This window comes from Chitinophaga sp. LS1 (assembly GCF_034274695.1).
In the GTDB taxonomy this organism is placed as follows: Bacteria; Bacteroidota; Bacteroidia; order Chitinophagales; family Chitinophagaceae; genus Chitinophaga.
The window spans coordinates 6064554-6077553 of the sequence record NZ_CP128362.1 but is presented as its reverse complement, the minus strand read 5'-3'; the positions used below and the strand labels follow the sequence as shown (position 1 = coordinate 6077553).

The 13000-nt window shown below is 47.2% G+C and carries 5 protein-coding genes; 2 read left to right on the top strand and 3 right to left on the bottom strand.

The features are described 5' to 3' along the window. Nucleotides 1–82 precede the first annotated feature (82 nt). Nucleotides 83–10423, bottom strand: coding sequence for a T9SS type B sorting domain-containing protein (locus QQL36_RS25025; protein ID WP_321567157.1), 10341 nt, complete (start codon nucleotides 10421–10423; stop codon nucleotides 83–85). Nucleotides 10424–10858: 435 nt separating this feature from the next. Between QQL36_RS25025 and rpmI the strand changes: the two genes are divergently transcribed. Both rpmI and rplT read left to right on the top strand, forming a co-directional pair. Continuing rightward, nucleotides 10859–11056, top strand: coding sequence for a 50S ribosomal protein L35 (gene rpmI, locus QQL36_RS25020; RefSeq protein ID WP_072357585.1), 198 nt, complete (start codon nucleotides 10859–10861; stop codon nucleotides 11054–11056). Between the two features lie 48 nt (nucleotides 11057–11104). Next, a complete protein-coding gene (gene rplT / locus QQL36_RS25015; RefSeq protein ID WP_072357586.1) occupies nucleotides 11105–11449 on the top strand; it encodes a 50S ribosomal protein L20 in 345 nt (114 codons plus the stop codon). Nucleotides 11450–11572: 123 nt separating this feature from the next. Here rplT and ispE read toward each other — a convergent pair whose 3' ends face one another. Both ispE and QQL36_RS25005 read right to left on the bottom strand, forming a co-directional pair. Next, on the bottom strand, nucleotides 11573–12367 hold the full coding sequence (ispE, locus tag QQL36_RS25010) for a 4-(cytidine 5'-diphospho)-2-C-methyl-D-erythritol kinase (RefSeq protein WP_321567156.1): 795 nt from the start codon (nucleotides 12365–12367) through the stop codon (nucleotides 11573–11575). A gap of 18 nt (nucleotides 12368–12385) precedes the next feature. After that, nucleotides 12386–12985, bottom strand: coding sequence for a bifunctional nuclease family protein (locus tag QQL36_RS25005; RefSeq protein ID WP_083725830.1), 600 nt, complete (start codon nucleotides 12983–12985; stop codon nucleotides 12386–12388). Nucleotides 12986–13000 lie beyond the last annotated feature (15 nt).

Here is a 13000-nt window from a genome sequence, read left to right as displayed (position 1 = left end):
TTTTTTGCTTAAACAAGGAAGGCGCCCCGGTGGGTATCCCGGGACGCCTTAAAGCCTATTTTATTTCTACTTTACACTTCTCTTATCTTATTACGGTCACTTCGCCTTTCACCACATTTGATGGTCCACCCAGTATCTTCTTATAGCTCAGCATCCACACATAAGTTCCTACATCCACCAGTGTTCCTTTGTATCGACCATCCCATCCGGTCTTGGAATCTTTACTGATGAAGATCTGTTCACCCCAACGGTTGTAGATACGCAGATCGTAGTCATACATCGTTCCGGTTACATGTGGTTTGAAGGTATCATTGTTTCCGTCGCCGTTCGGTGTGAACGCATTCGGGAAGTCTGGTTTACCCTCACAAGCTTTATAAGTTACCGTGATATCATCGGTTACGGTACCGCAATCATTATAAACAGTCACAGTATAGTATCCGGTCGTAGTCACTACATACGTTGAAGTAGTAGCGCCATCCTGCCACTTGATGCTGTTGCCGGTACCGGCATCTACACTCAGTGTCAGTGTCTGACCGATACAGATGGTGGTATCATTACCCAGAGAAATATCTCCGATACCAGCCACTGTTACTTTTACGCTATCTGTAGAAGTCAGGTTACAGAACCTGTCAAGCACTGTTACGGTGTAAGTACCTGGTGTGCTTACTTCCTTGATCGGATCGGTTGTACCATCATTCCAAAGGTAAGAGATTACGTCAGCGTTAGTCGCATCCAGTACCACGAGGCCACCGGCACAGATATCCTTGTCAGGACCGAGGTCGAAGCTGATGTTTGCTTTGTTGGTCACAGTTACAGTATCAGTTACAACGCAACCACCCTTCGTTACAGTCACCCAGTAATCACCAGGTTTAGATACGATAATGGAGTTTGTCAATGAACCGTCTAACCATGTTACACTGCCACCATCTGGTTCAACCTGCAGCATCACTGTCTGATCAGGACAAATAGCAGTATCAGGAGTCAGGGTCACGTTCGGCGGAGTAGACACCGTTACGGTCGCCTGGTCAGTTACGGTACAACCTTTCAGTGATACATCTACGGTGTAGGTACCAGCGGTACTTACAGTGATAGATGGTCCGGTATCACCAGTGCTCCATGTGTAAGAAGCACCCTGTACATAAGCATTCAGTTTTACAGTCATGCCATCACAGATAGTGGTATCGCGGATATCAACCGTTGGAGGTGTATTCACCGTTACTTTAATAGAGTCTGTAGCGGAACAACCATTGTTGGTCACCGTTGCGTAGTAAGTACCGGCAGCAGATATGGTGATCTGTTGGGTAGTTGCACCTGTGTTCCATTTAATTGTATAACCAGCACTTGCATTTGCCGCACCTGCATCCAGGGTTAATGAGTTGCCTTCGCAGATCGCAGTATCGTTACCCAGGTTGACGGTTGGTTTCTGTACATATTGCAGGGTATAAGTCACTGGGTCAGATACGCAACCGGTTACGCCATCAGTTACGATGAAGGTAGCCTGAGTCGCACCATTCAGGTCGAATACATTGCTGGTCTGACTCTTCGGTGTGGTTACGGTACCTGCAGGATATACGCTCTGCAGTGTAAATGTTGGTTTGCTCACTTTGGTCAGCAGCTGCAATGCAAACTTCGTATTGTCAGAACAGTTAGCTGGCAGCGCTGTATCCAGTTGTGGTTTAGGACACGCTACTACAGTAATGATCTGTACCCTTTCGATCGCAGCATTACCACATGCGTCAGATACGTTCCATCTTCTGGTGATGGTGTAACCGTTACAAGCATCCACAGTATATGGATCGGTGGTCATGGTCGCTTTCTTAGGGAAGTTGCCATCGCAGTTATCAGTTGCATACAGGGTAGCAGCAGCTGGTATAGTACCTCCACAAGTGACAGTAACAGCAGCCGGAGCCGGATCGATCACTGGTTTGGTGGTATCTACTACTGTGATCACCTGACGAACAGTGTTGGTATTACCACATTCATCTTTCGCTGTCCAGACTCTGATCAGCTGGTAGTTGCTTGCACAAGCACCGGTGATAGACTGACGGGTCTGGGTGTAGCTGATCTTCACATTACTGGTTGCACTACAGTTGTCAGTAGCAGACAGGTTGCTTGGCGGTGTTGGCACTGCACTACAACTTACGGTAGTATCGCTTGGCGGTGTGATGGTAAATGATGGTCTGGTAGTATCCTGTACAGTAATTACCTGTTTCATTGTAGCCACGTTTCCGCAATCGTCGGTAGCGGTCCAGGTACGGGTCAGACGATAGTTATTGGAGCAGGTAGTGCTCAGGAATACCTTGGTTTGGGCAACCGTTACTTTCACACTTGCAGAACAATTGTCTGTAGCAGTGATCGTTGGCAGTGCAGGTACGCCGTCGCAGTTTACAGTAGTATCAGCAACCAGGATTGTATTGAATACTGGTCGGGTAGTATCTACTACTGTGATGATCTGTTTTAGTACAGTACTGTTACCACAATCATCGGTCGCAGTCCATGTACGGGTGATCTGGTAAGTATTGCTACAAGTGCTGCCGGAGATTGACTGTCTGGTATCCACTGGTGTTACAGTGATGGTACCTGTTGTACAGTTATCAGTAGCAGTCAGGGTAGTTCCGGCAGGTACCTTATCACAATCAACGGTTACGTTGGCAGGAGCAGTACCAGAGAACACAGGACCGGTGGTATCTTTCACAGTTACGGTCTGTCTCAGGGTGTCGCTTACATTACCACAGTTATCAACCGCTACCCATTTACGGATCAGGTAATAATTGTTTGTACACTGACCTGCGATGTCTACACGGGTTTCAATCGGTGTGATGGTCAGGGTACCGGAACAATCGTCGGTAGCAGTCAGGTTTACAGCAGCTGGTACGTTGTCACAACTTGCTGTCACGTTAGCCGGAGCGGCGGTGGTGAACTTAGGTGCAGTGGTATCAACAACCGTGATGGTCTGCTGAGCGGAAGTCGTGAGACCACAACGATCTACGGCTGTCCAGGTACGCATGATGAGGGTAGTACATGCATCAGGCGTTTGAGTATTGTCGGTATAAGTTACAGTCAGGGCTTCATTGCTGAAAGGCTGGTGACTGAATACTGGTGTACCGAACAGTGTAGTATAGTCTTTACCAGCTACGCAATTAGTCGTTACGGAAGCAGGAACAGATACAACTACAGGAGATGTAGTGATTCTTCTCAGTTTCACCACGTTGCTGATGGTATTGGAGCAGGAACCGGAAGTTACGATCCTTCTGAACCATACGGTATCAGCGGTGAGTGTAGCAGGGGTATAAGTAGCAGCAGTGCCACCTGTACCTGTTGTTACATTGGAGAAACCGGTGGTTGCACTGGTCGTGCTTATCTGCCACTGGTAAGTATAAGTACCGTCGCCACCACTCAATGCCACCGTACCCGTGAGGGCAGCTGGTGTTTCAGAAGCACAAAGTGTCTGATCGGCAGAGATGGTATTGTTCAGTACTGGTCCCTGGTTTGTCAGTGTTACAGTAGCTGGCGTACCAGTACATGTACCATTGCTCAGGGTCCACTGCAGGGTAGCGGATGTACCTGCGAACACAATCACACTGGCAGTTGGGTTATTCAGGTCAGTCGCTGCAATAGTTGCAGTACCGCTGATCACAGTCCATTTACCGGTAGATGTGGTGATTGCTCCAGGCGTAGCCGCCATGTGGAAGAGCGAATCGTTACAATGTGTCTGGTCAGGACCCGCATTTGCAGCTTCCGGCATCATATCATTCTTCAGAAGAACAGTGCTGGTAGAAGTACATATGCCGTTGGAGATTGTCCAGATAGCAGTAGCAGTATCGCCAGCCGGTACGAAGATCGTTGCTGTCGGATTATTTACATCTGTAGTGGCAATCGTTGCAGTAGTACCTGTGTAGAAGGACCATGCACCGGTACCTGCGGTAGCAGTATTTGCCGCCATCGTGAAGGCACTGTCGTTACAATGTGTCTGAGCAGGACCAGCATTTGCCGTACCAGGCATTGCATCGTCTATCAGTTTCACGCTATCGATAGAAGAACAAACACCGTTTGTTATTGTCCAGTAAGCTACTACGCTGTCGCCTACAGGAACAGTGATCACTGCAGTTGGTTTGCTGATATCAGCAGCTGCGATGGTCGCACGGGTATTGGATAGTGTCCATCTACCGGTAGCACCTGTTACATCAGGAGTGTTAGCCGCCATAGGAAAGGCTGTGGTAGCACACTGGCGTTGGTCAGGACCTGCCTCGGCAGCGGTTGGCTGTGCATAGTTCACCAGTTTCACGCTGTCGATAGTAGAACATGCACCGTTTGTAATTGTCCAGTAAGCTTTTACGCTATCACCTACAGGAACGGTGATCACCGCAGTTGGGTTGCTGGTATCAGCAGCTGCGATGGTTGCACGGGTATTGGAGAGTGTCCATTTACCGGTAGCACCTGTTACAGTTGGCGTGTTTGCTGCCACGGTGAAGGTCGTGTTATTACACTGACGGATGAAGTCTACACCGGCATTCGCCTGGTCTGGCATTGCGCTGTTAATGAGCAGTACTTTGTCAGAAGAAGAGCAGACACCGTTTGTCACTGTCCAGGTTGCGGTAGCGCTATCACCGGCAGGCAGTGTAAATACAGCAGCTGGATTGGTCGAATCAGCAGCGCTGAAGCTGGCCGCGCTACCAGGATACAGTGACCATTTACCTACAGCGGTAGCAGGAGATGCTGCCGTAGCCTGCATGGTAAAGGTAGCATTGTTACACTGGCGGATAGAATCCGGACCGGCGTTCGCAGTTTCAGGTTGCTGATAGTTGTATAACTTAATTGTATCTACGCTCTGGCACAAACCGTTTGTAATGGTCCATGTCACATAAGCGCTATCACCATTTGGCACAGTGAAAGTAGTAGATGTGCTGTTTAAGTCAGCAGCAGGGAAGGTAGCGTTACCTTTTACTACTGTCCAGTGGCCCACTGCATTAGGTACATCAGGCGCGTTCGCTGTAACAGGGAACGTGGTGGTCATACACTGTTGCATGTCAGCTGGTAAAGCAGCGGCGGTTGGTGACATGTAGTTCACCAGTTTCACTGTATCGCTGGTAGGACAGGTACCGTTGGTAATCGTCCATATAGCCAGTACGCTATCGCCTGCCGGTACAATGATCGTTGCAGTTGGGCTGTTCGGATCACTTGGTGTAGCAGTAGTAGTACCAACGAATGTCCAGGTACCGGTAGCACCGGCTACGTCAGGAGCGTTGGCGGCCATTACGAAAGCACTGTCATTACAATGATAGATATCCGCTCCTGCATTTGCATTGGAAGGAGTGAGGAGGTTGGTCAGTGTTACAGAAGAAGAGTCAGCACAAGTGCCGTTTGTTACTACCCAACTTAATACAGCAGATTCGCCGTTTGGAATAGTGATATGGGCACTTTCGCTGTGTTCTTCGCCGGTAGCGATTGTTGCGTTACCACTGCGTACATACCAGGTACCGGTCGCACCTGTTACGGTTACTGCAGAAGCAGTCATTACGAAAGCGGTACCCGCACACTTGGTCTGGTCTGCACCTGCACTTACCGCAGTTGGCTGTTCGTAGTTGATCAGCACAATGCTATCGGTAGAAGTACATCCCAGGTTAGTGATTGTCCATCTCAGTTTTACGGTCGTACCTGCGGTTACAGAGAAAGTAGCTGTCGGATTGTTTACATCCGCAGCAGGGATGGTATAAGTAGAAGGAGATACCACTGTCCAGTAACCGGTAGCACCAGCTACAGAAGGTGTATTCGCCGTCATGGCGAAAGCAGCGTTGTTACATTGTTTAATCGTGTCAACACCGGCATTGGCAGCAGCTGGCGGATTGTTGTTCACAATCCATACAGTATCCACATCTGCACAAGCACCATTGGTAATTGTCCAGAACAACATACTGCTGTCACCCACAGGGATGGTCACAGTAGTGGTCGGACTTGTTACGCTTGTGATAGTAGCAGTAGAACCGGCTGGCTTGCTCCATACACCGTAAGCAGTAGCTACAGAAGGTGTATTCGCAGCCATGGTAAAACTGGTAGCGCTACACAGGTGTTGGTCAGGACCCGCATCTGCGTCGGCTGGTTTTACATAGTTCACCAGTTTCACGCTATCTATAGAAGAACATGTACCATTTACAACTGTCCAGTAAGCCATTACGCTGTCGCCAACAGGAACTGTGATGATAGCGGTAGTGCTGGTTGGATTTGTGATGATAGCTGTTGGTTTGGACACGGTCCAGGTACCGGTACCGATGGTGGGTGCAGTGGCAGACATGGTGAAAGTACCGTCCGCACAATGCTTGGTTGAATCAGGACCAGCTTGTGCCGTAGAAGGCGCCTGGTAATTCTTCAGGAAGATATAATCAGAGCTGGAACATACACCGTTTGTCACTGTCCAGATAGCCGTGGCGGTATCGCCGGCTGGCAGGGTGATGATAGCATTGATCTTATTTATATCAGCAGCAGCGATGCTTGCTGCGCTACCGGTAAAGAGGGTCCAGGTACCTGTTGCTGTAGCAGGATTAGGTGTAGTCGCTGCCATGGTGAAGGTAGCGTTATTACACTGAACGATTGAATCCAGACCAGCGTTAGCAGGATCAGGGCTCTGGTAGTTAATTAATACAATGCTGTCTTTAGATGAACATGTACCGTTGGTGACAGTCCAGTAAAGAATTGCAGTTGTACCATTTGCAACGGTGATCACAGCATTTACTTTGCTGCTGTCTGCCGCTGCAATAACAGGATTACCACTCTTCACAGACCACTTACCTGTACCAATGGTAGGTGCAGTTGCGGACATGGTGAAGGAAGGTGTCATACACTGTTTAATCGTATCCGGACCTGCATTGGCAGTAGTAGGAGTTGCGTAGTTAATCAGTTTTACGTAGTCGTGAGAAGAACAGGTTCCGTTGGTCACTGTCCATATTAAAGTAGCTGTATCACCAGCTGCCAGGGTCACAGTAGCTGCAGGATTGTTGAACATACCTGTAGTGATAGTGGCAGCGCTACCTGTGAAGGTTGACCAGGTACCGGTACCGATGGCAGGTGTTGTCGCCTGCATGGTAAAGGTACTATTCGCACACTGCATAAGAGAATCAGGACCGGCATTTGCCTGAACTGGTTGTTTGTAGTTGATCAGCACCACCTGGTCTGAAGTAGTACAAGCCCCATTCGTAATGGTCCATGCCAGTGTAGCAGTGTCACCAGCCAGTACAAACACTGTAGTGGTCGGGCTGGATAAATTAGTGATCGTTGCTTTACCACTTACCAGGGTCCATTCACCTGTACCGATAGTAGCTGTGTTAGCTGCCATGGTGAACAGGGAGTCGCTACAATGTGTTTGGTCAGCACCTGCATTGGAAGTAGCAGGAGCAGTATATACAGTTACAGTTCCGCTTGCACAGGTTGAATTCGCACATAAGCCGGTACCTTCTGCTCTTACATAGAATGTAGTGGTAGCAGAAACGGTCACCGTGATTGTCGCACCTGTACCGATAGCAGTACCTGTACCACAGCCGCCTGCGTACCATACCCATTGTGCCGCATCGGTACCATCCGGGTTTTGACCAAGGGTACCACCTGTTACAGTCAGGGTAGTAGAGCCAGTAGTACAAATGTTCGGAGAACTTACGGTTACGCCGGTAGGATCAGTGGTAGGTGATTCTACGTTTACAGAGAACGGAATTGTATTGGTACAACCACCATAATCATTTCTTACGGTCAGCAGGAAGTTGTAAGTACCTGCAGCAACACCACTCGGAATAGTAACAGTGATTGGCCATGTAGTAATTGGTGTTTCGGCAACCGCACTGAACCCAGGCATTGCACCTGTGCTGGCAGCAGCGATACTATAATATAAAGGATTACCTGAAGTCGCAGTTGTATCCAGTGAGAAGGAAGTTGCGGTGTTACAGATGGTCACCGGTTTCAGGGTCACTGTTGGAACAGCTGTATAGTGCAGGGTCACTTCATCGGTAGTGGTAGCACAACCTGCGGTATTCGCGATACTCCATTGCAGTACTACATCCTGTGCTGTACCTATAGGAGTTACCGTTACAGTTGTATTATAAGCATGGATATCATCGATGGTTACACCATTACCGGAGATCACCGTCCAGGTACCTTCTTCTGCAAATATGCCGGTTGCGTCTGTGTTAGGAGGCGTAGCCGTCATCGTAAATACATTCGAAGTACCACACTGGATGGTGTCCTCACCTGCATAAGCAGCAGAAGCACCAGCTACGAGCGTCAGCGTATCGTATGCATAACCAATACAGGAAGAGTTGGCGGTAGCTTTCACAGTATACTGGAGGTATACGGTGGTACCTGCGTGTAGCAATGTAAAGGTAGCCCCCGGGTTATTTTTATTCCCGGTAATGTAGTCAGAGAAGTCAACGTTGCTCGGATCAGACACACCGGGTCCTTCCACAGCAATATAAGACCATGTTCCTGATGTACCGGTAATCTGTGTACGGCCTGGGGTGAACGTACTGCTTCCGGTTTCCACACACTGGATCAGGTGCTTACCCGCAGGTGGCGCCGGTATATCTGTGAGTTTCACATGGAATGGTTCGGACTGCACGATACATTGGCCCGATTTGACGACGACCGTAAATACACTATCTGCGATCGTCTCTGTTGTATAAGTCATCGATGTCAGATCATTAAAATCTGTCAACAATACGCCGGTAGAATCGCTACCCTTATACCAATATATATGACCGCCAGTAGGAATTATAGCTGATAATGTGTCGTTTACGGAGAAGGTAACTCTGCTACCCACGCAAATAGTGGTTGGTGTTGCAGAGATCTCCACTGTAGGTTTATCATCAACACTAATGCTTGCGCTGTTGGAGTCCACACAGGTTTTACCACCATCAATACCATAATAAATATATCCATATACGGTAATGGTGGTATCAGAAACCAGTGTGATCGAACGTTTAGGACCGACATAAGTGGTATCGCTCCATTTAAATTCATCAAAACCGCCCGAAGCCTGCAACTCGACAGTGGCGCCCTCACACACCTGGCTCTTGGTCAGGTAAAGGGTTGGCATTGGGAGGATGGTAATTTTGACCGCAGAAGAAGGGGAAGCACAGGTTTCTGAAGAGCTGCCACTTTCGTAGATCCTTACACGGAAATAATAATCTGCTGCTTCCGTTTTGGTAGCAGTCAGTTCGCCTTCAGCGATAAAGAGGGTGTCGTTGTTCGCAGTACCATAAGGTACGTTGAACCAGGTCACACCACCATCATCAGACATTTCCCACTGGTACTCCGGATTAGTGAAGTAGGTAGCAGGTGTATAAGCGGAGGTTATCACGGTAGGAGCGCCTTCACACAATACCTCTTTCAGGTTATCGGCCTGGCCTTCAATCTGTGCCGTGATAACGGGGCTACAATATTGGAATTCGATATCATCAACTGCAATATCGTTACCACAACCACCGTCGAAATTGTTTTTGATCCTTACCAGAACGTCTGTAACACCGGAAGGTACAGTGAATGAACCACCATACCTTTGCCATTGTGTTTTCTTGATGTTCATCGATACCGCATAGGTTTTAAATTCTGCGAGTACTTGACTGGTATTTGCCGCATTCAGTACCTGGAAGGTGACCCCAGCGTATTTATAACCGTTTACGCAATTGTTGTTTAATACAGAGGCGCTATCCGTGTTAAGGAGCCAGGCGCTGAAGTTATACACCGAACCACGACAAAGACCGGTCACTTCTTTCTGGAAGAAGATACTAGGCGTATAATCTGAGTTGGCCACCAGCATACCACCGCGGGTTAAACCGCTATGGTCCAGGGCAGCTACCCATTCAGGTCTAAGCTGTGTAGTATTGGATATTGCATAATAGTTATCGTTCAGGTCACCGGAAGCCTGATAAATATAAGTAATAGCGGAAGAAGGCGAATAGGCCATTCTTGACGTATTGGTCGGCAGGGTACCAAAGTTCTCCGAGAAACCGGGCATTTCGGCATTACCGCCACTACAGGTCGAAATGGTACAATCTACAGCCACGACTGTTTTAGTCGAAGTAATGTCTGCACCATTTGTTCTTTTGAGTACGACTTTAAAGGTGTAAGTACCGGCAGTGAGGAACTGGATTGTCAGGGCCTGGGTTCCTGTTAGCTGAGTGGACTTGACGGTAGAATTGACGTCAGAGTACAGGATGGTATAATCTGCATCTGATCCTGTTGGCGTCGTGATTGTCCAGGTTGCCTTGCCGTTCTGGTTACTTGACAGCACGGCGTTCATACTAACAAATTTGGCCTGATCCGCAGTACTATTATTAGTTGACATACATACCGTATCCGGTATGTTGAAATACAGCGTTTGCGCCCGCGCTATACCCATGGCGAGGAACAAACAGCTATATAATAGGATTAGAATCTTTTTCATCTTCAATTATTTTGGGAAAAAACTATCAGAGAGGGCTGGATTAACAATCGGGCGCTCTTTGTGGTCTTTCATATTTTTGAGGGTGAAAAAGCAACCAACTCCATACGGAGTAGGCGATCCATGAAGTGTAAAGTGCTTTCATAGGCCTGGTTAAGTTTTACGATATGGCTTTAAATAATACTATTTTGAAATTAAAATTAACACTAATATAGTAAATAGAAAAAATGTGTATTACTTATAACCTAATATATAAAAGCAGAAATGGAAGTAATGGGGGAGAGGAATTTTGATTTTCAGGTACTTAATGAGGTGAAAATTATTTTTATATTTGAGAAGAAAAGTTATCCACATCGTCATTCCGTGAATAAAAAAGTTATATTTGACGATTGTTGTATCAATTATTTATCTACCTTTGCAGACCAAATTTGATGTAAGATGCCCAAAGTAAAGACTCATTCCCGGGCTAAGAAGACCTTCAAGGTAACCGGGAGCGGACAGATTAAGCGGTATAATGCCTTCAAAAGTCACTTGCTGACCAAGAAAGCTACCAAAAGAAAACGCCACCTGAGAGGTAGCAGCCTGGTTAGTTCCGCTAACCTGGATCTCGTAAAGAGAATGCTCGCACTCAGATAGTCGGAGTTTCAGAATTATTATTAACTAAAACGGAAAAAAGAGCACAAAATGCCTCGTTCAGTAAATGCAGTTGCTTCCAGAGCCCGCAGGAAGAAAATTTTAAAGCAGGCCAAGGGTTTTTATGGTAAACGTAAAAACGTTTATACCGTAGCCAAGAACGTATTGGAGAAAGGTCTTACATATAGCTATGTAGGCCGTAAATTAAAGAAGAGAAACTACCGTCAGTTGTGGATCGCGCGTATTAACGCTGCAGTTCGTGCTGAAGGTATCACTTATTCTGAGTTCATCCACAAGCTGTCAGTTAAGAATATCGATCTGAATAGAAAGGTATTGGCTGATCTGGCTATGAATGAGCCTGAGACTTTCAAGAAGCTCGTAGCAACCGTTAAATAAGCGGTAGCCTCCAACGATACAACAAAAAGAGCCGGTGCTGAATAGCATCGGCTCTTTTATTTATTTCCAGCCCGCCGCAGGCGCACGCAAAAAAGGGCTTTCGCCATAGGCGAAAGCCCTTTTTTATATTATAAATGATTTATAATCTGTTTCAAATTTCCCTCCCTTCGGGAAAATCCCCACTATCGAAGAACCACTTCCACTCATCGTCGCATACACTGCACCCTGTCTATACATTTCCTCTTTAATTTGTGCTAATTCCGGATGCGCACTAAATATGGGAATCTCAAAATCATTCTTCATCAATCCCTTCCATTCCTCCACCGGCCGCTTTATCACCTCCAGCAAAGAAATATCAGGTTCCCCCGGCGTCAGTTGTTTAAACGCCCACCCCGTATTCACATGTATATCCGGATACACCAACACAAAGGTCCATCCTTTTAAGTCAAGTTCCACCGGTATCATTACCTCGCCACGCCCTGTAGCATAACACGCCTTATTCAAAACAAAAAACGGGCAATCACTGCCCAACGCAGCAGCATACTCTACCAACTGCTCCGTTGTCAATCCCAGCTGAAAACGCTGATTCAAATGCATCAACATAAACGCAGCATCTGCCGAACCACCGCCCAGCCCTGCGCCAATTGGAATATGCTTATGCAGATGTATATCCACTTCTGCAATAGAAGGGAAATCCTTCTTCAGCAAATGCCACGCCTTCAGGCATAAATTATCATCTGCAGCACCTGGTATTGCAATACCACTGCTGTTAAATTGTAATGTTCCCGGACTCAACACCTCCAGCGCATCTGTGAGCTGCAAAGGATAGAATACCGTCTCCAGGTCATGAAAACCATCCGCACGCCTGCGGACAATATGCAGACCCAGATTTATCTTGCAATTTGGAAAAACGATCATGCGGAAAAAAGGTATAATTTATCTGCTCTTCCGGCTATTGATCTCATCGCGTATCGCGATCGCCCGGATATAATCTTCCTGTTCCAATACTTCCTGTAGCAGTTGTGTAAGCTCATCCAGGTTCAGGACTTTCAGATCATCCTCAGCACCTTTTTCGTGTTCTGAAATGGTCGGTGTGACAGGTTTCAATCCCTTCTTGCCTGCAGGGTCATCGAGTAGGATACCGGCACTGTTCAGGATATTTTCGTAAGTAAAGATGGGACAACCAAAACGCACGGCTAATGCCAATGCATCGGAAGTACGTGAATCTATCTCAATGGTTTCATCATTACTGTAGCAGACAAGTTTTGAATAAAAAATCCCTTCCTGCAAATTGCTGATGACCACTTCGTGCAATTCAATGTTGAATGCATTCATAAAGTTTTTCATCAGATCGTGTGTCAGTGGGCGGCTGGGTTGCATTTTTTCAAGCGCTACAGCAATGGCTTGTGCTTCGAATCCACCTATTACAATAGGTAATCTGCGCAAACCGTTCACTTCCCCCAGTACGACGGCGTATGAATGTGTTTGTGTAATGCTGTGCGAAAGGGCAACTATTTCCAGTTCTATTTTTCTCATATCTGTCCTGCGTTG